18 protein-coding genes are annotated in these 23,455 nt (G+C 67.8%); 5 read left to right on the top strand and 13 right to left on the bottom strand.

All coding sequences use genetic code 11. The features are described 5' to 3' along the window. Nucleotides 1–37 precede the first annotated feature (37 nt). The 3 genes from ACFQZZ_RS18165 to ACFQZZ_RS18155 form a co-directional block, all read right to left on the bottom strand. Entirely contained in the window at nucleotides 38–889 is an 852-nt protein-coding gene (locus ACFQZZ_RS18165; RefSeq protein ID WP_378681631.1) for an alpha/beta fold hydrolase, read from the bottom strand. Beyond that, nucleotides 889–2,055 carry a 3-hydroxy-9,10-secoandrosta-1,3,5(10)-triene-9,17-dione monooxygenase oxygenase subunit gene (hsaA, locus tag ACFQZZ_RS18160; protein WP_378681628.1) on the bottom strand — a complete coding sequence of 389 codons (1,167 nt, stop codon included), beginning with the start codon at nucleotides 2,053–2,055 and terminating at the stop codon, nucleotides 889–891. The genes ACFQZZ_RS18165 and hsaA overlap by 1 nt, the downstream gene beginning before the upstream one ends. A 166-nt stretch (nucleotides 2,056–2,221) precedes the next feature. Beyond that, entirely contained in the window at nucleotides 2,222–3,703 is a 1,482-nt protein-coding gene (locus ACFQZZ_RS18155; RefSeq protein ID WP_378681625.1) for an FAD-dependent oxidoreductase, read from the bottom strand. Nucleotides 3,704–3,871: 168 nt separating this feature from the next. Between ACFQZZ_RS18155 and ACFQZZ_RS18150 the strand changes: the two genes are divergently transcribed. Both ACFQZZ_RS18150 and ACFQZZ_RS18145 read left to right on the top strand, forming a co-directional pair. After that, nucleotides 3,872–6,325, top strand: a complete 2,454-nt coding sequence (locus ACFQZZ_RS18150) for a PEP-utilizing enzyme (RefSeq protein WP_378681622.1) — start codon at nucleotides 3,872–3,874, stop codon at nucleotides 6,323–6,325. A gap of 52 nt (nucleotides 6,326–6,377) precedes the next feature. Next, nucleotides 6,378–7,298, top strand: a complete 921-nt coding sequence (locus tag ACFQZZ_RS18145) for a tyrosine-protein phosphatase (RefSeq protein WP_378681619.1) — start codon at nucleotides 6,378–6,380, stop codon at nucleotides 7,296–7,298. A 182-nt stretch (nucleotides 7,299–7,480) separates the two neighbouring features. Here ACFQZZ_RS18145 and xylB read toward each other — a convergent pair whose 3' ends face one another. Beyond that, a complete protein-coding gene (gene xylB / locus ACFQZZ_RS18140) occupies nucleotides 7,481–8,932 on the bottom strand; it encodes a xylulokinase (RefSeq protein WP_378681616.1) in 1,452 nt (483 codons plus the stop codon). 116 nt (nucleotides 8,933–9,048) lie between these two features. Here xylB and ACFQZZ_RS18135 point away from each other — a divergent pair, with 116 nt between their 5' ends. Further along, nucleotides 9,049–9,543: a hypothetical protein gene (locus ACFQZZ_RS18135; RefSeq protein ID WP_378681613.1), complete on the top strand. Its 495-nt coding sequence runs from the start codon at nucleotides 9,049–9,051 to the stop codon at nucleotides 9,541–9,543. Between the two features lie 4 nt (nucleotides 9,544–9,547). Here the strand turns inward: ACFQZZ_RS18135 and ACFQZZ_RS18130 are convergent, their stop codons facing one another. From ACFQZZ_RS18130 to ACFQZZ_RS18100, 7 genes are all read right to left on the bottom strand, one after another. After that, a complete protein-coding gene (locus tag ACFQZZ_RS18130; RefSeq protein ID WP_378681610.1) occupies nucleotides 9,548–10,564 on the bottom strand; it encodes a glycoside hydrolase family 172 protein in 1,017 nt (338 codons plus the stop codon). Continuing rightward, nucleotides 10,561–10,983 carry a thioredoxin family protein gene (locus ACFQZZ_RS18125; protein ID WP_378681607.1) on the bottom strand — a complete coding sequence of 141 codons (423 nt, stop codon included), beginning with the start codon at nucleotides 10,981–10,983 and terminating at the stop codon, nucleotides 10,561–10,563. The genes ACFQZZ_RS18130 and ACFQZZ_RS18125 overlap by 4 nt, the downstream gene beginning before the upstream one ends. Before the next feature lie 24 nt (nucleotides 10,984–11,007). Further along, nucleotides 11,008–12,531: an FGGY-family carbohydrate kinase gene (locus ACFQZZ_RS18120; RefSeq protein ID WP_378681604.1), complete on the bottom strand. Its 1,524-nt coding sequence runs from the start codon at nucleotides 12,529–12,531 to the stop codon at nucleotides 11,008–11,010. 44 nt (nucleotides 12,532–12,575) lie between these two features. Next, complete coding sequence (locus tag ACFQZZ_RS18115; RefSeq protein ID WP_378681601.1) at nucleotides 12,576–13,988, bottom strand: L-fucose/L-arabinose isomerase family protein; 1,413 nt, start codon at nucleotides 13,986–13,988, stop codon at nucleotides 12,576–12,578. A 104-nt stretch (nucleotides 13,989–14,092) separates the two neighbouring features. Further along, nucleotides 14,093–14,971, bottom strand: coding sequence for a glycosyl hydrolase family 32 (locus ACFQZZ_RS18110; protein ID WP_378681599.1), 879 nt, complete (start codon nucleotides 14,969–14,971; stop codon nucleotides 14,093–14,095). Between the two features lie 207 nt (nucleotides 14,972–15,178). Continuing rightward, a complete protein-coding gene (locus tag ACFQZZ_RS18105; protein WP_378681596.1) occupies nucleotides 15,179–15,943 on the bottom strand; it encodes a tyrosine-protein phosphatase in 765 nt (254 codons plus the stop codon). 83 nt (nucleotides 15,944–16,026) lie between these two features. Further along, nucleotides 16,027–18,183 carry a pyruvate, phosphate dikinase gene (locus ACFQZZ_RS18100; protein ID WP_378681594.1) on the bottom strand — a complete coding sequence of 719 codons (2,157 nt, stop codon included), beginning with the start codon at nucleotides 18,181–18,183 and terminating at the stop codon, nucleotides 16,027–16,029. 107 nt (nucleotides 18,184–18,290) lie between these two features. Between ACFQZZ_RS18100 and ACFQZZ_RS18095 the strand changes: the two genes are divergently transcribed. Then, the gene (locus ACFQZZ_RS18095) at nucleotides 18,291–19,466 is read left to right on the top strand and encodes an RNA-guided endonuclease InsQ/TnpB family protein (RefSeq protein WP_378681591.1); all 1,176 of its coding nucleotides are present in this window, start codon (nucleotides 18,291–18,293) and stop codon (nucleotides 19,464–19,466) included. Nucleotides 19,467–19,746: 280 nt separating this feature from the next. Here the strand turns inward: ACFQZZ_RS18095 and ACFQZZ_RS18090 are convergent, their stop codons facing one another. After that, complete coding sequence (locus ACFQZZ_RS18090; protein WP_378681588.1) at nucleotides 19,747–19,968, bottom strand: hypothetical protein; 222 nt, start codon at nucleotides 19,966–19,968, stop codon at nucleotides 19,747–19,749. A gap of 28 nt (nucleotides 19,969–19,996) precedes the next feature. After that, nucleotides 19,997–22,273: an ATP-binding cassette domain-containing protein gene (locus ACFQZZ_RS18085; RefSeq protein ID WP_378681585.1), complete on the bottom strand. Its 2,277-nt coding sequence runs from the start codon at nucleotides 22,271–22,273 to the stop codon at nucleotides 19,997–19,999. Nucleotides 22,274–22,335: 62 nt separating this feature from the next. Here ACFQZZ_RS18085 and ACFQZZ_RS18080 point away from each other — a divergent pair, with 62 nt between their 5' ends. Next, nucleotides 22,336–23,304, top strand: a complete 969-nt coding sequence (locus tag ACFQZZ_RS18080; protein ID WP_378681582.1) for a helix-turn-helix transcriptional regulator — start codon at nucleotides 22,336–22,338, stop codon at nucleotides 23,302–23,304. Nucleotides 23,305–23,455 lie beyond the last annotated feature (151 nt).

The following is a 23,455-nucleotide window of genomic DNA, read 5'->3' as shown; positions in this document are numbered from 1 at the left end:
GGCATCGGTATGGTCGGTGTTTTCGCTGGTGACGGCGTTACAGTCCCGCCGTGAGGAAGTCGATCACCGCGCGCTCGAAGGCATCCTTACGCTCGATCTGCACCCAATGTCCACACCGGCCGAACAGGCGCAGGTCCGCGTTGGGGAGTTGCCGTGAGGGCAGCAGCGCACCCTCGACCGGGGTGACCCGGTCGTCGCGACCCCACAGCATCAGCACCTCGTGACGCAGGCTCCGCAGCCGCGCCCACAGGGGCAGCGGTTCGGCCAGCGCGGGATTGGCGAAGGTGACGTACGCGTCCCTGATGGCCGCGATCGCGGCAGGCTCCGAGGCCGCGGCGAGCCGGTTGTCGACCAACTCGTCGGAGAGCACCGCCTCGTCGAACACCATGGTGCGCAGCCAGCTCACCACCCGCTCGCGGGTGGGATCCGCGGTGAAGTCGAGCAGTCGCCGAATCCCTTCGGACGGTTCGGGCCCAAGCACATTGACTCCGACGCCACCGGGGGCCATCAGGACGAGGCGTTCGACGCGATCGGGATGCTCGAGCGCGACCAGAGTGGCGACCGCGCCGCCCATGGAGTTGCCGAGCAGATGCACCCGCGGCAGCTCCAGCTGATCCAGTAGCCCGATCACCGCGTCAGCGGAGATGCGCAGATAGTTGCGCTCGTATACCTCCGGTCGCTCGCTGTCGCCGAAACCGGGCTGATCCAGGATCAGGCAGCGGAAATGCTCGGCGAGTACGGGCAGGTTGCCGCCGAAGTTCGCCCAACCGGACACGCCTGGCCCGGATCCGTGCAACAGCAACAGCGGAGGACCTGAACCGGCCTCGTGGTAGCGGAGTTTCAGCCCGTCGACGGTGACGTGGTGACTGGTCGCCTCGGCTGTGAGCATCACACCATCCGATCTTCCACCGGCAGCCCGAACTCGCCGCGGCCGAACATCGCCAGTGCGCGCTCCACATCGTTGATCACATGCACGCTGCCCGCATGCGCGTCGCGCCAATGCCGTTCGATCGTATTGGGTTTGCGAATCGAATGCCCGCCGGAATTGTCGAACAGCAGCTCGATGGCCGCGATCGCGCGTTCGGTGCCGCGCACCTGGTCGCGGCGGGTGCGCAGGCGCACCTCGTCCGGAATCTCCTCGCCCGCTTCGGCATAGCGCAACTGCTCGGAGATATTGCGTTCCATCTGCAGGATCGCGGCATCGATCTCGGAGCCCGCACGCGCGACACGCACCTGCGCGAAACCGTCCTCGGCGACCTTCTGCCCGCCGTAGGACAGCCGCACTCGCTCACGCATCATGTCGATATGCGCCTGATAGGCGCCCTGCGCGGCGCCGATGATCGGCGCGGTGATCGTATTGGAGAACACGCCCGCGAACGGAATCTTGTACAGCGCGGCGGGGTTGGCGGCTTGGCCGGGTCCGCGCAGCTGAGACTGCTCGGTGGCGCTGTAGGCGCGGTGGTGCGGCACGAATGCCTTCTCGATCACGATGTCGTTGCTGCCGGTGCCGGACAGTCCGACCACATGCCAGACATCGTCGATCTGGTAGTCCGCGCGCGGCACCAGAATCGTCAAATAGTCACGGGGATTGCCGTTTTCATCCGGCGCAAGCGCACCGAGGAAGGCCCATCGGGCGTGGTCGCATCCGGAGGAGAAGCTCCATCGGCCGCTGACCTCGAAACCACCCTCGACGGGGGTGAGCCGTCCGGTCGGCGCGTACGACGACGAGATCAGGGTGTCGGAATCGGCGCCCCACACCTCTTCCTGTGCCTGCAACGGGAACAGCGCGAGCTGCCACGGATGCACGCCGAGCACTGACGAGACCCACCCGGTGGACGGGCATGCGGAGGCGATCGCGCGAATGACCTCGTAGAACGCGACGGGCGAGTCCTCGTCGCCGCCGAATCGGGACGGCTGCAGCATCCGGAACACCCCGGCCTCGGTCAGCTCCCTGATGCTCGCCACGGGAACGCGCCGCTGCGCGTCGGTGTCCGCGGCTCGTTCCCGGATCGCCGGGAGCAGATCCCGGACCCGATCGAGCACCTTGTTGGTCATGACGGGTGTCCTCCTGTGGTTCTGGGCTGCGGCGCGGATGGCGCCATGCTGTGACGCTATGTGCGTCCGGGCCGCTCCACGGGCGACAGTCCCGGTGATCGGAACCACGCACCCGCGGCGGTCCTGCCGACATCGGCAGGGGAGACGGACCGGATGGACTGAACGGTCAGGCGTTTCGGGCGGCGGCGGTTCCGGCCTTGCGGCCGAAGAAGGTGCCGTCGCCGAGCGAGGTGCCGCTGATGTAGCCCTCGCCGTGCAGGCCGGAGCTTGCGCGGCCTGCGGCGAACAGGCCGGGGATGGGGGTGGCGTCGAGGTCGAGCACGTGGCCGTCGATGGTGGTGTGCAGCCCGCCGAGGGTGAAGACGGAGGCTCCGGTGCCGCGGCGGTCACCGGATTCCGAGGGCGGGCGGACTCCGGCTTTGACATCGATCGCGGCCAGCGGTGGGGTGAGCGGGCGCAACCAGCGCTCGGACTTGTGAAAGTCGGGATCCTCACCGCGCGAGGCGAATTCGTTATATCGCTGGAGCTGTGCGGCCAGCGCGCCCGGTGCCGTGCCGAGTAGTTCGTCCAGCTCGGCCGCCGATTCCGCGACGTGGGTCGGCCGCACACCCCACCGTTGCCGCTCGGGTACCTCTTCGTAGCCCTGCTCGTCGAGCACCACCCACACATTCATGTCGTGTCGAAACAGTGCCGCCTGGCCGATACGGCCGGGATAGGTGTCTTCGTTGATGAATCGCCTGCCGCGCTCGTCGACGATCATGCCGCGAGCGGCGAATGCGGGCACGAGTGAGATGCCGACCTGTCCGGTCGCCATGTGCCGCACGGCCGCGCCCGCGGCCTGTGCCAGCCGGATCCCGCTGCCGTCGTCGGTGCCCGCACTGACCTTGGTGTGCCCGAGCAAGCGGGGCGCGTGTGCGGCAAGCATGTCGTCGTTGTCGACGAAACCGCCGGTGGTCAGCACACATCCACGTCGAGCGCGGATGGTGAGTTCCTTGCCGTAGCGGCGGGCAACCACACCGACGACACGTCTGTCCTCGGCGAGAATCAGGTTGGTCGCGTACGTGTCGTATTGCGCTGTCGCGCCCGCGGATTCGGCCGTCGAAACCAAGATGTCCATCAGCAGACGGCCACCGAAGTCGTTGGCGGTGGGGCGATGTCCGCGCGGCGCGGGGGTGGCGATCTCGGTGAACGGCCAACTGTTCTCACCGAGCCACATCAGCCCGTCGTCGGTGGGTGGCACCCAGGCCGGCGAATCCCACAGGCTCGGCTTGAAGGGGACTCCGCGCTCGACCAGCCAGTGGAAGTGCGCCACACTCTGCTCGCTGTAGTGCGCGATCTTCTGCTCATCCGCGCCGGGGCCGAGCGCGGCCAGCAGGAATGCCGCCATCTGTTCGGGACTGTCGTCGAATCCGCAGGCCCGCTGGATCGGGGTGCCGCCGCCGAGGTAGATCTCGCCGCCGGACATGGCCGACGCCCCACCTGACCCGCCCGCCCGGTCGAGCACAAGGACTTCGGCGCCCGCACGAGCCGCCTCGAAGGCGGCTGCCGCACCGGCGCAGCCGTAGCCGACCACCAGCACGTCGGTCTCGATGTCGTAGTGGCTCACCTCGGCGGCAGCGCGCGGCGCCACCGAATTCCGGACCGTCATGGGCGCGACATTTCCGGCCGGGGCCGGGCGAGGGGAATCGAGCATCTCGGTAGCCGACTCGATCCTCCCGGTCAGTGGGACTGAATCCGGTCGTCCGGCGCCGCACTGGTGATGGTGTGTGAACGGCGTCACGTTGTGTTCCCCGACGCCGACGAGGAGAGGATATCGATGCGGGTCCTGGTCACCGGAATCACCGAGCCGAGCGGTCGCGCGGTGGCGCGCATGCTGTTGGCCGCCGGGCACGAAGTGGTCGGCCTGGACCGCCGGTGGCACCGCCACGTCGATCCTCGAGTGCGGTTCACCGCGGGCGATCCCGCCGATGCCGGTGTCTGCGCCCGCGCCGCCGACGGCTGTGCGAGTGTCGTGCACCTGTCCGGCCGCGGCATCGCCGAGATCGCTGCCGCCGCACGCAATGCCGGTGCGCGCGTGGTGGTTCCGGTGATAGCGGGTGCGCGTTCGGCGGGGCCGGCGGAGCGCGACGTAGCGACGAGCTTGCGTACGTCGGGCGCCGACGGCCTGCTGGTTCGCACCGCGCCGGTTGCCGGTCGCCGGATCGGCCACGAGACCCGCCGAGCGCTGGAGCCGATTCTGGGATCGCGCTCCGACGATGGATTCCAGTTGCTGCACAACGATGACCTGGACCGTTTCCTGGTGGTCGCCGCCACCACCCTGCCGACCCGAAACCCGGTCGACGGTCTGGACATCGTCGAGCTCGCCGCCTCGGGTGTGGTCACCAAGGACGAGGTGCGCCACATGATGCGCGAGGCAGGCCTGCGTTACTCCGCATGGGTGCCGGGCTGGTCGGTCCGTCGCCAGCTGCTCGATCCGACGGTGGTACAGGAACAATGGGGCTTCCACTGTGGCTGGACGGCCCGCGAGGTCGTCGCCGACCTGGTGCGCGGCATGATCGGCCGCAAGCCGGACGGCGGCGGATTCCGCGCGCGGCGCGGCGCGATCCCCTTGCCCGCACACGTCATTCCCTCACGTGCCGCCACGTCCGACAACCATCGGCTGGCGAATGTCGCGCCGGACGGTTTGGAGGGCGAGTTCGACGATCGGGTCGACGAGCGTTACCCGGTGCATACCGCGACCAACACCTCCGAAGCGCTGCCCGGCCCGATGACGCCGCTGACCATCGACCTGCACGCGGGCGCGATCCGCCTCGCGAACGAGGCCATGGGCACCATGATCGCGCTCGATGGAATCGCGTTGGAGCACTGGACGAGTCGCGTCACCACCGTGCTCGGCCATCACGTCTACATCAATGCCTCGATCGGCGTGCTCGCCGCCGAGAACATGCCCGGCTGGGATGAGGAGAGCATCCGCCGTGACGCCTACGGCAACATTCCCGCCGAGATCGCTCTGCAACCACACGGCAAGCCGCCGATGCCCACCGGCTTCGCGAGCACCGTGGCGACGTTGCGGGCGACGTCCCGAGTGTTGACGACCGCGACCCGGTTCGGCAAGTCGGCGGAACTGATCAACGCGGCGTCGCACGCGGAGGCATTGAGCGCTGCGGAGATTCGCGAACTGACCGACGAACAGCTGCACGTGCGCGCCCTGCTGTGGCGTGACCGGCTGTATCAAGCCTGGCAGGCCGCCTCGATCGGGGTGATGATGACCGGCGCCGCCACCGCCGTGCACGCCCGGGGCAAGGACGCGGGCGAGGTGCCCATCGATCTGAACAGACTGGAGTCGGCGAAACCCATGCTCGCGGTCGAACGGCTGGCGCAGCTGTGCCGAGTCGATGCCGATCTGTATGAGGCAGCGCGAGCCGGGGATGTCGCTGCGGCACGGGCGAAGTCGCCTGCCTTCGCGGCCGCACTCGATGAGGAACTCGCGAAGATCGGTCACCGCGGCCCCGGCGAATGTGAACTGATCAACCCGACCTTCGGTGACCGGCCCGCCCTGCTGGTGAGTGCGGCCGCACGGGCGGCGCAGCTGGCCGCGCCCAAACGTGCACCCGTCGATTCCGCGCCGAGCCGCACCGCGAAGATGGCGGCGGGAGCGACCGTCGCGCGGGAACGCGCCCGCGATGGCGTCGTTCGGATCACCCACTGCTTGCGACTCACGGTGCGCGAACGCGCGGACCGACTGGTGCGCGCAGGGCGACTGCGCGAGACCGACGACGCCTGCTATCTGACGCTGGACGAAATCTTCTGCCTCCCGGTCGATGTCGCCGACAAGGTCGCCCGCAGGCGCGCCGAACGGACCAGATTGCAGGGCCTGCGCATGCCGGATGTCATTGCCGGACACTGGGAACCGGCCGCCGACGCCGGCGCGCTCGGCACCGACGAGAGCCTGACCGGTATCGGTGTGTGCGCGGGCGTAGTGGAGGGCCGGGTGAAACTGGTGCTGTCGCTGGACGACGATATCGAGCCCGGCGACATTCTTGTCGCGTCGGTGACCGACACCGGACACACCGCGATGTTCGCCTACGCCGCCGCGGTGATCACCGATATCGGCGGCTCGGCCTCGCATGCCGCGATCGTGGCCCGTGAATTCGGCATCCCGTGCGTGGTGGACACCAAGACCGCCACCACCAGCCTGTCCGACGGCCAGCTCGTTCGTGTCGACGGCGCCGCGGGCACCGTCACGCTGTTGGCGGCCGCCGCGCATTAAAGCTTGAGCCGGAACCATTCTCGCCGGCTCATTGTGGAAAGGAACACCCCTCGTGACACTTTCGCGTGCCTTACGCGGTGCCCTGGTGGCAACGGCCGCCACGCTGGTCGGCATTTTCCCGGCCACCGCGGTCCCCGTGCTATCGGCTCCGGCCGCAGCGGCCCCGATGCTGCAGTCGCCCGGCAACAACGACCGCTCATTGGGCCTACCGCACGCGCCCAATGCCAGGGACATCGGTGGCTACCCGGCCAAGGGCGGCGGCAAGCTGCGCTCCGGTGTCGTCTTCCGCACCGACGCACTCGCCAAACTCGACGCCTCCGAGCAGCAGAAGTTGCTGTCGCTGAACATCGGCCAGGTGATCGACTTCCGCAGTCCCACCGAGACGGGCCGCGATCCCGACCGGCTGCCTGCCTCGATTCGCCGCACCGAGCAGCCGGTCTACGATCCGGCCAATGATTTCTTCATCATGGTGTCGCGGCTGATCCAGGCCGGACCGGCCGCGCAGCAGGAAGCGCTCGGTGACGGCAAGGGCGCCGAAATCATGCGGACCTACTACCGCTGGTTCGTCACCGACCCGACCGCACGCGCGCAGTTCGCCGCGGCCTTCAAGGACATCGCCACCGCACCGGGTGGGGTGCTGTACCACTGCACCGCGGGCAAGGATCGCACCGGCTGGATGACCGCGATCCTGATGAACGCCCTCGAGGTCCCGAAGGGGCAGATCTACAAGGACTTCCTGGAGTCCAACGACAATCTGGCCGCGGGCAACAAGGCGCTGCTCGATGCGCTGGTCGCACAGGGACTGGTCACCGATCGGTCGCTGTGGGAGCCCATCGTCGGCGTACAGCGCGACTACCTGGAGGCGGCGTTCGATGAGGTAGGGCAGTCCTACGGCTCGTTCGAGAGCTTCGTCAGCGACGGGCTCGGTATCGACGACGCGACCCTCGCCGCGCTGCGGGCCAAGCTGTTGTGACCAGCGGCGGTGGTCGCACCGCTGAACGATAGGAGGTGCCGGTGTCGGGTCGCATGACCCGACACCGGAAAGGCGTGTTGTCACCAGGGCGGCGCCGTGACCGCCCTTGATGTAGCGCACAACCCACATTTCTTGCAACTGTCGGGTCTGCCATTATGCGCAACTGGGCACCTGTTACCGGACTATCGGGCGTTTCGGAACGATTGCTTCGTGGCCTCTGCTCGGCGTCCGTAAATGGCTTCTCGGGCTCGTTGATATTCCGCCCGGATACGATCTCCGGCCGCGCCGCCGTCACCGGGTGCGGGAATCTCGGCAATCGTGCGCGCGGGCCAATGCGGGACCTGTGTCGCGCCGGTGAGCGCCCAAGCCGCCTGACGGGCAGCGCCGAGGGCGACGTACTCGTTCGGTTCGGGAACCGTGACGGCGACGCCGAAGATCTGGGCGGCGATTTCGGCGACGAGGGTGGAGCGAGCGGCGCCGCCGATGAGCAGGATGCGCCGGATGGGGATACCGCAGGTGCGGAGGTGGTCGAGGGCCTCGGCCATATTGCAGAGCATTCCTTCGAAGGCCGCGCGGGCGATGGTGCTCGGTCGCATGGAATCCGGTCGCAGCCCGTGCAGGCTGCCGGTGGCGTGGGGAAGGTTCGGCGTGCGTTCGCCGGACAGATAGGGGAGCAGGACGACCCCGTCGGCTCCCGGCGGTGCTTGTCGCGCGAGCTCTTCCAGTTCGGCGAGGTCGACGCCGAGCAGGTCGGCGGTGGAACCGAGGACGCGAGCGGCGTTCAGGGTGCACACCAGTGGCAGGAATGCTCCGGTCGCGTCGGCGAATCCGGCCACCGCGCCGGTGGAATCGGCGCTGGGGCGGGATGCCCGGGTGTAGACGGTGCCGCTGGTGCCGAGGGAGAGAACGATATCGCCGTCCTCGATACCCAATCCCAGTGCGGCGCCGGCATTGTCGCCGGTACCCGCCGCGATCAGCGCACCAGCGGGTGTTCGCCCGATGGCTTCGGACGGTTCGGCGACGCGAGGGAGCTCCGGTGTCCGGCCTCGGAAGGCGAGGGCGAGCAGGTCTTCGCGATAACGTTGCGTGGCAGGTGACCAGTAGCCGGTGCCCGAGGCATCCCCTCGATCGGTGGTCGGCTCGTTCCCCCGCGCGGTCGGGCCGCCGCGTAGCCGCCAGGTCAGATAATCGTGCGGGAGCATGATCCGGTGCGCCCGGTCGGCGAGATCGGGCTCGTGATCGGCCATCCAGCGCAGCTTCGCCACAGTGAACGCGGCGACCGGCACGCTGCCGACGGCGTCGGCCCAGGCCTGCGGGCCGCCGAGTTCGGCAATCAGGTCCTCGGCGGCGGCCGCGGAGCGGATGTCGTTCCACAGCAGCGCGTCCCGCACCGGCAGCCCGCCGGAATCCAGCGCGACGAGACCGTGCTGCTGTCCCGCCACGGCAATGGCGTCGACGTCATCGATGAGACCGGCTCCGGCCGCGCACAAGGCCTGCCACCAGGATTCGGCGGACACTTCGGTGCCTGGTGGGTGCGGGGCGTGCGCCTGCGCCAGCACCTCGCCGGTGTCCGCGTCGCAGACAACGACTTTGCATGATTGGGTGGAGCTGTCCACCCCCGCGACCCTGGCCATCAGCAATACTCTGCCCCCGATCCGCCGTCGCTCGGTGGATTTCGGGGCATCCGATTACACGGCCCGGTCGGGCTCGGGATTTCAGGGGCTCTCAGGCATGAGGCAGACTGTCGCGGGTGAGCGACGACCCGGACCCGCACGCCGACGTGCACGTCCGCACCGGCGACGGGATCACGGTGCCGCAGCTGACGGACCCGCTGCTCGACGACCTGCTCAGCGCCCCGCCCGATCCGGAATGCCCGTTCATCGCCATCAGCCGCGACGACGACTACATCCAGACGCGTCGGCTGCCCGACGGCGTCTACGAACTCGAACATCGTGCGGGCTCGCCGGATGGGCTTTTCCAGATGTACACCCCCGACGCCGGCCTGGTTCGCGACGTCATGTGGGCTTGGATCGACAGCAACCCCTGGTGGCGCGATGGCGTCGCGTGGTTCCCCGTCGACCCGGCGATCGCGGAACTGGAGACCACCCGCCGCGAACTGGAGGGCCTGCTCGACGGCTTCACCGTCATGGACGACATCCAATCCAGCATGGATGCGGCGCTGGCGCGAGCAGACGAGCTACTGGCGATGGAAATCCCCGATCTGCCGCTCGACACCGAGGACTGACCCGTCACGCGGTACTGCGGTACCACAGTGCCGTGCTGGCGATGTGTGCGTTCGCGAGTGGGAGATAGGTCTGGTTGTCATGCCAGCCGAGTGCCTGCAGCGTGACACGGAGCTCGCGATGGAAGCAGATCGGGTCGCGGACGTGCCATCGGTACATGCCGAATCGCTGGTGTGGCTGGTAGATCTCGTCCGGGGGGAGGACTTGGTGCAGGCCGAGGTAGGGCGTGGAGTAGGTGCGATAGCCGCCGTCGAGATCGAAATTCCATGCGCCACCGAAGTAGTCCTCGGTACCGGTGCCGCACAGGGTCGGATGGGTGGTGTCACCGTCCATGTAGAACTTGAGTTCGCCTTCGCCCCACCAGCCGGGGGCGCCGGGCCGGATGGCCAGGTACGTGCCGACGTACCGGCCGGGGCCCGGCACGGTGTCGAGGATGGTGTGTACCGCCGGGTCGCCGAGCGGATTGTCGTGGCGCCATTGGGCATGCAGATAGCCCGCGGCGTCCGGCACCTCCTCCTCGGTGTAGGTGGCCTGGTAGTACACCGGCACCGAGCGATCGCTGCCGTTGTGCAGGGTGATTCGAGCGCTGGTTCGAAACGGCATGGGCCAGAAGCTGTTCAGTCCGCCCGCGGGCGCGACCACCACCATCTCCGAACTCACCAGCGCCAGCTCGTCCCAGCCGTTGCAGAAGAAGTCGCCGAGCGGCAGGTCGATAGCCGGCTCGGGTGCGTTGTCCCAGTACATGCGCAGGGTCAGTTGGCGAAGGACGGTGCGCGCGGTCGTCAGCCACAGGTGCCGGAAGATGCCGGGGCCGGAAACATCCGCGAGCGTGGCGGTTTCGCCGACCGCCAGCTCGATCGACGGCGAGATCTTCCACCCGGGGCCGAGCAGTCGAGCCGCGTCGGCCCCGGTGCCGTCGACCGCGCGAGCGCCCGCTCCGGGTGCGCCGGTCGGATTTTCCGCACTGACCGATCGGGTGCGCGCGGCGTCGAGCCGCCAGAGCTCGGAGCCCGGCGCGGTCACAGACCTGGCCAGCCGTATCGGTCGGGCCCGGTGGCGCGGCCTGCCAGTCGCGCGGGGGCGGGACTCGGCGCGTAGGCGGTGGATCGAACCTGGTCCATGTCCAGCCATCGGATCTGTTGCACCAGGTCCTCGAGTACGTCGGTGGTCATGAAACCGGCCTGCGAATACACCAGCAGCCCTTCCCGGAATGCCATCAGGGTCGGGAAGCGGTCGACGTTCGCCAACGCGGTCAGCGCCTGCTCGGCCTCGGTGTCGACCTTGCCGTGCACGATTTCGGGATGCCGGTCGGAGGAGGCCTCGTAGACGGGCGCGAATTGGTGGCACGGCCGGCACCAGCCCGCCCACCAGTCGACCAGCACGATGGGATGGTCGGCGATCGTGGTCTGGAAATTATGCTGGGTCAGGGTCATTGTGGGCATGGTGTCCTCGCACATGCGGTGGTTCTACGAGAGCTCGACGGCGCGGTGTTGTTCGCCCGCGAGGAAGTGCGCGATGTTCGTGGTGGCTTCGTACATCTCTCGGTAGCGCCGATAGTAGGACGTGTAGGTCGCATGGCGGTCCGGATCGGGTTCGACAACGCCGGTGACGGGATTCCAACCGGACGTGTCGACGCCCGACGCCTCCGCCGCGAGTAGCGCATCGCCAAGCGCGGCGCCCACCGTATCGGCCGGGAGTTGTTGCGGCAGCCCGGTCACGTCCGAAACGATCTGCGTCCAGAGCCCGCCCTTGGTGCCGCCGCCGACCGCGATCAACCGCCGCGCCTGCCCACCCGCCTCGACCATCGCCTCCAGGTTGTGCCGCACGCCGTAGGCGATGCCTTCCAGGGCCGCCCGGTACAGCTCGGCGCGGCCGTGCCCGAGGGTCAGGCCCGCGATGACGCCCCTGGCGTCCGGATCGAACAGCGGCGTGCGCTCACCCGCGAAGTAGGGCAGCACGAGCAGGCCACGACTGCCCGCGGGCACGTCGGCGGCCTCGGTGACCAGGTCGGCGAAATCACCGCCGAGCAGTCGGCGCAGCCAGTCGGTCAGCGCGCCCGAGGTCGCCATTCCGGCAGCGAGGGTGTATGTGCCCGGCCAGGTGCCGCAGGTGCCCCACAAGCCGGGGTGCGGGCGCGGGTCGGTGAGTACCTGCACCAGGAACATCGTGGTGCCGTACATGATCATGGCGTCGCCGGGTGCGCGGACGCCGACGCTGGCGGCCTCGGCCCAGGCGTCGATGGTGCCGGTGGTGACGGGCAGACCCGCGGGCAGCCCGGTGGCGGCCGCGGCGGCCGCGGTCACCCGGCCGACGACCTCGGTGGGCCAGGCGAGTTCGGGCAGCGTCAGGCCCGGTGCGACCATCTCGGCCCAATCGGCGGCCCACCCGCGTGTGCTCAGGTCGTACATCGGGACGCATTGGCTGGCCGATTGGTGATCGAGCACGTATCGGCCGGTAAGTCGATGTACGAGAAAGGAGCTGGCCATGAGCAGCATGTCGGTGCGAGCCGCGATCTCGGGCTCATGCCTGGCCAGCCAGCGCAGCTTCGGGCCGACGGCTTGACTCGTCAGTGGTGAGCCCGCACGCTCAAGCACCGCCTGAGCCCCGAATTCGGCGTTGAGCTCGGCGATTTCGGCGGTGGCGCGGGTGTCGACGCCATACAGGATGGCCGGTCGCAGCGGGCGTCCGTCGGCATCGGCCGGTAGCAAGCACGGTCCGATCCCACTGACCGCGAGCGCATCAAGGAGGTGTACGCGCGCGCGTCCGTCGAGCGGACCGTTGCTGCCGAAGACACGGTGCGCGATGTCCATCAGCTCGCGGGTGATAGCGACGAAGTCGGCCCACCACACGGCCTCCGCGTCGTGCTCGACCCAACCCGGGCGCGGTGTCGAAACACCATGTGCCCGTTCGGCTCTGGCTATCACCGTGCCATCACGCTGCACCAGCACCCCTTTGGAGCTGGAGGTCCCGATATCGATCCCTATATACACGCGCTACCGCCTCTCACCAGGGAGGTCCATGGCATTACGGCTCCTCAGCGGGTGAACTCGTCGAGGGTGATATCGAGCAGGGCGCAGGCGGCGCGGACAGTGGCACGGTGGTCACCCGGAATGGCATGAATGTGGTTGGCTCCGAAGCGGGAAAGGAAGTCCTCGGCTTTCGCGTCCAAGCGGGCGAACGCGTGTGGCCATTCCCAGGTGGACTGCTTCATGAGGGCCTCATTGGTGGCCGCGTCGTAGTTCTCGAATTCACCGAGCATCAGCTGCATTCGATAGTCGCCGTTCTTGCGGGTCAGGCGGGCGAGAGTCATCCGGCCCGGCGCGGCCAGGTGGTGCACGGAGGCGCCGCCCGCGGGGAAGAAGAACACCTCCGGGTACAGGTGCACCTTGGCGAGGTTTTCGGCCGGGTCGTCGCTGCGGGCGGCGAACCAGGTGGCGTGCTGGCCGGAGTTACACAGATCCCAAATATCGCGGTCGGCGTGGTAGTGCCGCACGTCGGCGAAAAGCACTGGGGTGGCGGCTATCTGCTTGAGCAATTGCATCGTCAGCGCACCGTCCATGTCGGCCTCGGTGGCGCAGACGTGCGGTTGCTTCGGGCCGTTCCAGTCGTAGGGGTCGTTCAGGAAGGCCTCGGTGACGTCCATCGTCGCGAAGTACTGCGTGAGCTCGGGTTGCCCCTTGATCCCCGAAAAGTCCAGCCGCCATTCGTCGATCAGCTCGCGCACGGCGAGATACGAGCGGATCTGGCGCTCCAGCAGTTCCGGCGTCAGCTTCACGCCGTCGTAGTGCACGCCCGCGGTGTTGCGCTCCAGCCATTCTCGTGCCGCCTTCGCCTCACCGGCATCGGCGAGTTCCGCGCGCCGCACGATCTCCCACTGATCGATCTCCTCGACGTCGATGCCGAACAGTCGCTGCCACTGATCGGTATTCGCGACCGCGGTGTTCATTCCCATCGGCCGCCCACCGAAGCGCCCGAAGGTGGCTCCGCGCAGGCTGGACACGGCTGCCGCCGCGGTGGCCCGGACTCCTATCTCCTCGATCAGCGTCGGGTCGGTCGGGTTGCCCCACAGCCGGGTGTGTGCGCGGCCGATCTGGTCAAGGGCCCCGCCCGCGGCGAGCATGCCGACCATGCCGGGCTGGACCGGGTCGATATTGGACAACAGCAGCAGCGGCCCGGAGGTCGCGCCCGCCGCCAGCATGGTGAAGTGCGGAAACGCCCAGACCGCATAGTGCAGCACCGTCAGGTCCACCCCGGCGGAGCCGACCTCGCGTGCCACCGACCCGGCCAGCGTATTGGTGCTGATCGGTTCGGAACCCCGGATGACCTCGTGCCCGGCCGTGGTCAGCCCGGAGACGAGCCGGTCCTCGGCCGACTCGATGAACTCGGCGATCCCCCCGTGCACATAGGGCCGACCGTCGGAAATGCTGATAACTCCGATACGCGCCATTCAGATCGCCTCCATATCCGCAGGCCCGCCCAGATCGGATTATCCATGCTGGAGGCTCGCCGGGTGGGCATCTCGGAGAGAGATCGACTGGGGTCGGGGAATGGCTACCTGGGAACGTCGCTGATCACGCGAGGGCTCGGGAAGGTGACCGGCGCCAGGTGCACGCCGCCCTGGGCCCATCCCGCGCTGGTGATCCACCAGCGGCCGTCATCGGATACGAGTTCGGCGGCGTGGGCCGCGATGTGGCCGACCTTGTTGCCGATGTGGAAGCGGAAGGGATTGTCGCTGCGGAACACGTCGGTGCCGACGTAATGCGGGCGCGGACCGATGAACAGGTACCAGGAGCCACCGTGCGGCACGACGAACGGTGATTCGGTGTTGCCCGCCTCGGTGCCGCTGGTGGGATCGGTGTAGGCGATGTGCCGCGCACTCCAGTGCAGCAGGTCGCCGCTGGTGCGATAGGCGACCACGTGATGGCCGCCCGCGGGTGCGCTCGTCGCGCAGTAGTACATGATCCACTTCTCGCCGACCCGGAGCACCATCGGATCGCGCGCGTCGTAGCCGTCGCGAAAAAGCGGGCCGGCGGGGTTGCGGGTCCAGTGGAACAGGTCGGTCGAGGTGGCCAGGTTCATCGCGGCCGCGGTGCGATCGGCGCCGCCTCCCGCGTAGAACATGAAGTACCCCCCACGCGCCGCGGTGACATGCGGCGCCCAGAGATGCGTTTCGCCATACCGTCGATCGACGGTCAGCGCGGGCTGGTGTTTGGTCCACGGACCGTGCAGCGCGGGCGCGGTGGCGTGGGCGAACTCGACCTCGTCGAAGGGGTCCGCGGGTTCCGGGTGGGTGATGCCGAACAGGTGCCAGCGGCCGGCGTCGTCGCGAACCACGGTGTGGTCGTTGATGTACCACGACTCCGATTCGCCGACGCTGGGGTCGAACACCCTCGCAAACACGCCCGCCTTCACCACTTCGCGCGTTGCCATAAGCATCATGATGCCGTCGAATGGTCCCGGCGCGGCCCGGTCGGGAAATTTGCGGTTCGAACCTTCGGCGGCTGCTCATGTTGCTGCTTGCGCCGCAGCCACGCCTGGCTGAGACTCGAACCGCTGAAGTGCGAGCCGTAGAGGCCGAGGCCGACGACTCAGGGGGCGAGCACTGGAGGTTGCGCACCGGTACCCGGAGTGCGATCACTATGCCTGGACAAGCACCGCCCGCAGCCGTGCCAGTTCGGTTTCGGTGAAACCGTTGGCGCGCAGCCAGCCCGCCGCGCTGCCGTGGGTGGCGTGCAGATCCGCCAGGAATCGGATGATCACGTCCGGGTCGACGGCGAGGATGCCGGTGCGGACGGGAGGCAGGCCATGGTAGGACGGCAGGGCATCGAGACGTTCGCGAATGCGTTCCAGGCGTTCGCCGGTGAGCGCATAGTCGGCGGCGATGGCCTCGGCGGGAACGCCCACCGCGTCGAGCAGGATGGCGGCGAGTAGACCGGTGCGGTCTTTGCCTGCGGCGCAATGGAAGACGACGGAATGCTGTTCGGCGTCGGCGACCAATCGGGCGGCCGCGACGACGGATTCGATACTGCCGGCGAGGAGTTCGCGGTAGAGCGCGACGAGGTCGTATTCGCGCCCGTCCGGCACGAGCTCGGCGGGGGTCGCGTTGGTCTGGGTCTGCTTGCGCACCGGGAGATTGACCACCCGCACCTCGGTGCCCGCGAGCCGACCGTACCCCTCCCGTTCGATCTCGTCGGGTAGTCGTAGGTCGATCAGCGTGCGTAGGCCGACCGGGCCGATCAACCTACCGAGGTCGTCCTCGGTGAGATGCTGCGGCGTGCTGGAGCGGAAGGCGACACCGAAACGTGTTGTGCCGCCCCCGGTTACCGGAAGTCCGCCGAGGTCGCGGACGTTGTCGATCTCGGCGAACTCCACCCATCGCCGTTGTGCGCTATCGGTATACATCGAATCCTCGCTAATGCGCTCGGCCCGCGTCGGGTTATTGTGCTCGGCCCGCGTCGGGCTTGGTTGGCTCGGTCCGCATCGGTTTACTGCGCTCTGCCCGCCGCGGCCTCGTCGGCGCGGCTCAATCCGCACAGGCCGATCAGGTCTTCGTGCAGCTCGAACCACACGGTGTGGTAGCTGTCCATGATCGGCCGGGCCACCCAGGAGTGGTCGCCGCCGTTGATGCGCTCGACCGCCAGCTCGAGGCGATCGACGTAGTGCGCCAGGCGCGGCGCCATGGCGCCGATCCGTCGGACGAGAGGTGCGACCCCTTGATGTGTGGTGGCGAGCCGGTCCAAAACCGCTGCGTCGTACGAAGTGTCGGAGTGATCGTTCACCGTGCTCGCGTCCTTCATCTGCCAGGCGGTAATGATTTCTTTCAGCTCGGCATTGAACTCGCAGAATTCATCGTAGGCCGCGGCGATCACATTCTGGTCCACATCGGCCCGCTCCTGTTCGAGAAGACGGGTCAGATGTTCGCGACCTTCCGGGGTCAGCCGCGCGCCGACGGGTGTGCTCGCGCATAGTCCACGCGCGACGAAACCCGCACTGTGCGAGGCGGCTTCGGATTCGACGAGCCCGAGGCTGGACGCCATGGCGTCCGGCTTGACCCGGCCCTTGATTCCGATCAGGCGCAGCATGCCGAGTTCCGATACCTGCTTGATGCCAACGGAATATGTTGGCGTCGAGTTCGTTTCGGCGGCAGCCGATGTTTCGCCGGACAAGAACGCGGGCAGCTGGGCCGGGTCGACTCCGGCCAGTCCGGCAAGGCGCGCGATATCCTCGATAACCGAGTCGTCGACCGGTTTGCCGGTGACCTGGCCCGGCCAGACGGTTCCGGCGCCGCCGTCGACGGTGACGATGCGCCCGACGAGTGCGTCGACAACGCCTGGGCCACAACCGACCACACACGGACGGCCGAGTTCCCGGCTGACCAGCGCGGCATGGGAAGTGGCGCCGCCGAGTTCGGTGACGATGGCCAGTGCGGCGATCATGCCGTGCAGGTCGTCGGGGCTGGTGGTCGGGCGGACCAGGATAACTTGCTCGCCCGCCGCAGATCGGGCTTCGGCCTCGTCGGGATCGGTCACCACGACACCGGACGCCAGCCCAGGACAGGCGGACTCGCCACTGGCCAGTGGCCGCAGCCCGGCATTGTCGCTGGAGGCAGGGCGCAGGACGGTGTGCACCTGGTCGGCGGTGACTCGCCGCAACGCCTCATCAGTATCGATGAGACCCTCGCCCGCCATGGCGACGGCGGCGCGGACTGCCGCGCGCGCAGAGCGTTTCGCGGGTCGTGACTGCAAAAGCCAGAGCCTGCCGGATTCGACGGTGAACTCGATGTCCTGGATATCGCGGCCGTCGCGCTCGAGCAGTAAGGCCGCCGCGATGAGCTGAGCGTGCACCTCGGGCAGCGTGATGGCCAGCTCGTCGAGCGGGCGCGGGGTGGTACGGCCGGACACGACATCCTCACCCTGCCCACCGATCAGCCACTCACCGAAGACGGGCCGCTCGCCGGTGTTCGGGTTCCTGCTGAACAGCACCCCGGTCCCGGAGAGCGCATCGAGATTGCCGAACACCATGGCCTGCACGGTGACCGCGGTCCCGAGCTCGTCGGATACGCCGCGGGTGCGGCGATATGTCTTGGCGCGCGCGGAATCCCACGATCGGAACACGGCGGTGATCGCGCCTCGTAGTTGCTCCCACGGGTCTTCGGGCACCACGCCGTTCGAATCACCGAGCACGATCTCGCGGTACTGGTCGAGGAAGCGGCGGCGAGTATCGCTCGCGTACCCCGGGTTTCGCGTCTCCGTAACGAGCGCCCGCTCGACCTCCGCGTTCATGCCGAGATTGAGCACCGTGTCCATCATCCCCGGCATACTCACCGCGGCGCCGGAGCGCACCGACACCAACAGCGGGCGTTCGGTCGAGCCGAATTCCCGACCCGTACCGCGTTCCAGCGTGGCGATTCCGGCACGCACTCCCGCCCAGATCTCCGCGTCGAGCACCCCGCTCACCCCGAATTCGGCCCACGCGTCGGTCGTCAGCGCGAAGGCGGGCGGGACGGGAAGCCCGAGCGTGCGCATGTGATTCACGCTCCACGCCTTCCCTCCGATCCGATCCCGCGACAGCGTGCAGGCGCCGTCGAGTTCGGCAACCGATGGTGCGGTTCTCTCCACAGCGGCAAGTTCCGGTCGGTCCACATGCTCCACTCCGGTCGTCATTGGGTGTTTGGCGCTGTTACTCCCTTGTTTGCGGGGAAGGTAAAGCGCCATCCTCCTTTCAGGGGTTGGGTCGCGAGGATGTGTCGGTGGTGTTGGTTAAGTTGTGGGGTGTGGATGAGGTGGTGCGCTACAGCTATCGCTTGCGCCCTGGCGTGCAGGCGGAGCGGGCGCTGGTCTCGGAGTGGCATCGGTGCCGATTTCTGTGGAATGAGGCTGTGCATCAACAGAAGTCGGGTGGAGGTCTGACTTTCAGCAAGCTCGGGAAGTTGCTTACCGAAGCGCGCGGCCGGAGCGCGTGGTTGCGGGAGGGGTCGCAGGTCGCGCAGCAGCAGACGCTGCGTACCTATGCGCGAGCCCTGGACCATTCGTTCACGGTGAAAGGACGTGGCCGGCCGAGGTTCAAACCGCGTAAGCAGGCGCTGCCGTCGCTGGAATACACCGTGCGCGGGTTCTCCATCCGCGCGGGCAGGCTGCTCCTGCCGAAAGGGGTTTCCATCCCGGTCGTGTGGTCCCGGGAGCTGCCGTCGGACCCGACGTCTGTCCGTATCACCCGCGACAGTTTGGGCCATTGGTATGCCTCGTTCGTCGTCCGCCGTGCGGTGGAACCCGTCCCGGTAGCAGACGGTGGTGTCGGTGTCGATTGGGGTGTGAGCGTCACGGCTACGACCACCGACTCCGAGTTCGATCTGCCCTTTCTGGGGCATCGGAAACGGTGCGCGGCGGAACTTGCGAAAGCGCAACGCCGTATGGCTCGCCGGCACAGCGGCATGCGAGGCCCGTCCTCCGGCGGCTACCGGCGGGCCGCCCGCCAGGCTGCGAAGCTGCACAAGAAAGCGGCGCGGCAAACCCGACATGATTCGCGGGTGTGGGCGAAACGTGTTGTCGCCCATCATGGGCTGATTGCGGTGGAGGATTTCCGGCCGAAGTTCCTGGCGAAGTCCACGATTGCCCGCAAGGCTGCGGACGCGGCGATCGGTGGGGCGAAGCGGGAGTTGATCGAATGTGGTGTGCGGGCTGGCCGGAAGGTGGTGTTGGTTCAGCCCGCCTATACGACGATGACGTGCAGTGACTGTTTCGCGAGAACCAAGCGACTGGAGCTGTGCGAGAGAACTTTCCGATGCCCCGACTGCGGCTACACCGCCGGTCGGGACCGGAACGCTGCCAGAGTGATTCTGGCCGTGGCAGAACGCGGCCACAACAGTGTCGACGATGTGAGACAAGCGGGTCACCTCCCTCGGGTGGGTGGTTCGGTTGCGGTCTGAGCTGGAAATCTCCTGCCTCCAGGCAGGGGAAGCGTTAAGTCACTCCTTCGTCAGCACGTTCTCGGCAGCCACCCCACGCTCGGCAGGCGACTCGGGGCGGTCACCGGCCCGCCGGGCGCAATCCCGGCCGCCGATCGGCCTGCGAATGTCCCGACTCCCGGTTTGTGTGCGACACAATCGCGGGGCCTGCGCGATTTCAGCCTGCCCGCTGGCGCCTCATAGGCGTATGGAACGTCCCGGTCAGCAAGACGTGCTGACACCGACCTCTGTTGCCCTGCGGTCAGGCGTACGGGTCGGTGAGGTCGCGGAGCTGCTCTAGGGCACTGCGCAGCTGGGTCATGGGGCGGGCGCCGAGATGGGCGGCCCACTCGGCTTCGACCCCGGCGGCGACGCGGTTGGCGAGGGCGGTGGCTTCGGCACCGCGGCGGGTGAGGCGGACCTGGTGCCGAGGTTGGTCGGCGATGGGGCAGCCCGATTGCCGACACCCTGACCTCGGGCGCATTCGGCGATCAGTGGCTGCGCAAGCCGGGCTACGCCACGCTGCGCCGCAGATAGTCCGCCGTGATCGAACGCTGGTTGTCCAACAACGCCGCAGGCGTCCCGGTGAAGATGATCTCGCCGCCATGTTTGCCGCCGTCGGGGCCGAGGTCGATGACCCGGTCCGCGCGTTTGACGACTTCCAGGTCGTGTTCGATGACGATGACGGTGTTTCCGGCGTCGACGACGCGGTCCAGCAGCGCGATCAGCGTATCGACATCAGCCATATGCAACCCGGTCGTCGGCTCGTCGAGCACGTAGATGCCGCCACTGCGGTGCAGATGATCGGCCAGTTTGATGCGTTGGCGTTCGCCGCCCGAGAGTGAGCTGAGCGAACGGCCGAGCGTCAGGTAGCCGAGGCCGACCTCGTTGAGCGAACGAAGCGGGGTCCGAATCTTGTTGCTCGCGTCGCCGTTCCAGAAGTCGAGGGCCTGCTCCGCCGTCATGTCCAAGACATCGGCGATGGACGCACCGCGCACCGTATATCCGAGCACCTCGGCTCGGTAGCGGCGGCCATGACAGGCCTGGCAGACGGTGGTGATCGGGTCCATGTACGCCAGGTCGGTGAAAATGACTCCGGCGCCGCCGCATTCGGCGCAGGCGCCGTCGGAGTTGAAACTGAAAAGCCCCGGCCGGACGCCGTGTTCCTTGGCGAACAGCTGCCGCATCGGGTCCATGATGCCGGTGTAGGTTGCCGGACTGGACCGTCGGGAGGCAGCGATCGCCGACTGGTCGACCGCGATCGTCTCCGGGTGCGCGGCAACGAATGCGCCGGATACCAATGTGCTCTTGCCCGAACCCGCCACGCCGGTGACGGCGGTGAGTACACCCGTGGGGAATCGTGCGGTGAGGTTCTTCAAGTTGTGCCGCTGGGCGTCGGTGACGGTGAGCCAGCCGGTCGGCGTTCGCGCCGCACTCTTCACCGGTTGCACTCGCCGCAACCGTTCGCCGGTCAGTGTGCCCGAGGTGCGCAGTTTGTCGACCGTGCCCTCGAATACGACCTGCCCGCCGTGCCCGCCCGCGCCGGGCCCCATATCGACGATGTGGTCCGCGACGGCGATGACATCGGGGGAGTGTTCGACCACAAGCACGGTATTTCCCTTGTCGCGCAACTGGATCAACAGGTGGTTCAGTCGCCCCACATCGCGCGGGTGCATGCCCACGCTCGGTTCGTCGAAGATGTAGGTCATCCCGGTCAGACTGGACCCGAGATGCCGGACGACCTTGAGCCGCTGCGCTTCTCCGCCCGAGAGCGTGGAGGTCTCGCGGTCCAGAGAGAGGTAGCCGAGCCCGACCTCCACGATCCGGCGCAACCGGGCCACGGCGGCGCGGGCGATGGGTGCGGCGACCGGATCGTCCAGGGCGGCCAGCGTTTCGATCAGGTCCGACACCTCCATCCGCCCGTAGTCGGCGATGCCGAGCCCGCCGATCCGGCCGGCCAGTGCGGCGGCGTTGAGCCGGGCGCCGCCGCATGCGGGGCAGATCTGTTCGCTGACCACTGCCATGGCCGCGGCCCGGTTCTTGTCGGACAGCCCGCTGAGATCACGCTTGATGTAGAGCCGGTCGAACCGCTCCAGCAGCCCCTCGTAGGCATTGTGGCCTTGCGAGCCGGTCCTATTCAGGCGCGGCACCCGAAAACCGCTGCCGCGCAAGAACAATTGCCACTCCTCTGCGGTGAAATCCCGTAATGGCTTGTCTGGGTCGAAGAGTCCGGATTCGGCGAATATCTGCCACTGGAAGGTGCCCACCGCGAACGGCGGGAATTGGATGGCGCCTTCGTTGAGGGTCTTATCGGTGTCGAGGAGTTTGTCGAGGTCCGGCCGCACCACATGGCCTAGCCCGCCGCATTCCGCGCACATGCCGAGCGGGTCGTTGAACGAGTAGCGAGTGGCCTCGCCCGCGCTCGGCTCGCTGTGCCGGGAAAAAAGCACCCGGATGATCGACTGGATATCGGTCATGGTGCCCACGGTGGAGCGGGAATTGCCGCCGATCGGCTTCTGGTCGACCACCACCGCGGGCGCCAGGTTGTCGATGACATCGGCCTCGGGTCGCTCGTACTTGGGCAGCCGGTTACGAATGAACCAGGTAAAGGTCTCGTTGAGTTGTCGCTGCGATTCCACGGCGACGGTGCCGAAGACCACCGACGACTTGCCCGAGCCGGATACGCCGGTGAAGACGACGATCTTGCCTTTGGGGATGGCGAGCGAGATATTGCGCAGGTTGTTGCCGCGGGCCCCGATGATCTGGATGGTGTCTCGGTCTGCGTTCACAATCGCCACCGTAGGTACCAATGAGGTCGGGTTCGGTCCTCATTCGGGGCGATACTGGCTCGGTGACCGAGACCGCCGCCCGCCTACTCCAACTGCTGTCGCTGTTGCAGACCCGCCGCGAGTGGACCGGGCCTGAATTGGCCGACCGGTTGGGCGTCACCGTGCGCACGGTGCGCCGCGATATCGAGCGCCTGCGCGCGCTGGAATACCCCGTGCACGCCGGCCTCGGCTCGGTCGGCGGCTACCGCCTCGAAGCGGGCGCCGCACTGCCACCGCTGCTGCTCGACGACGAGGAGGCGGTCGCCATCACCCTTGGCCTGCGCAGCGCCGCCAAGGGCGCGGTCGCCGGGATCGAGGAGTCCGCTGCCAGGGCGCTGGTGAAGCTGCAGCAGGTACTGCCCTCGCGGCTGCGTCGACGAGTGGATGCGGTGGACTCCGCGACCGTGTCGCTGGGTGGACCGGCCGCCGGGCCCGTGGTCGATCCCGAAACCCTGGTCGTGCTGGCCGGCGCCGCCCGTGATCGGGAACGAATCCGGTTCCACTATCGCGACAAGACCGATGCGCAGACGCGACGACTTGCCGAACCGCACAGTCTGGTGTCCGCGGGCCAGCGCTGGTACCTGGTTGCGTGGGATGTCGATCGCGCGGACTGGCGAACCTTCCGACTGGATCGGATCGAGGAACCGCGGCCGATCGGTGTGTGGTGCGCACCGAGGGAATTGCCCGCCGAAGATGCGGGCGCATTCGTCGCCCGCTCGCTGGCGCATTCCCGCCCGATGCGCACCGTCGTGTTCCTCGTGCGTGCCCCCGCGTCGGAACTGATAGAGAGTTTCCGCGTCCGAGCCGAGGAGGTGGAACCGATCGACGACCACAGTTGCCTGCTGCGCACCAGCGCCGATTCCCTGGAATGGGCCGCTGTGCGCATCGCGCACCTCGGCTTGGAATTCGAAGTGCGCGAGCCGCCGGAGATGGTGGAAATGTTGCGCGACCTCGGGCGCAAACTCATCCGCGCGGCGGGGCATCCCGGGTAGTCGGCGGCTGTCTACCGCCGCTGCCGAACTACTTGTTTCGCTCGTCCAGAAGCGGTCTGACCTGCGCTGATTCGACGCAAGACAGGTAGTTCGCTACTCATGGAAATCGGTGGTCGGTGGCGCAGACTCGGTGTCTGGGGAGTCAATGGCG

It is taken from the genome of Nocardia sp. GCM10030253 (assembly GCF_042675075.1).
In the GTDB taxonomy this organism is placed as follows: domain Bacteria; phylum Actinomycetota; class Actinomycetes; order Mycobacteriales; family Mycobacteriaceae; genus Nocardia.
This window is presented reverse-complemented; position numbering and strand designations above follow the sequence as displayed.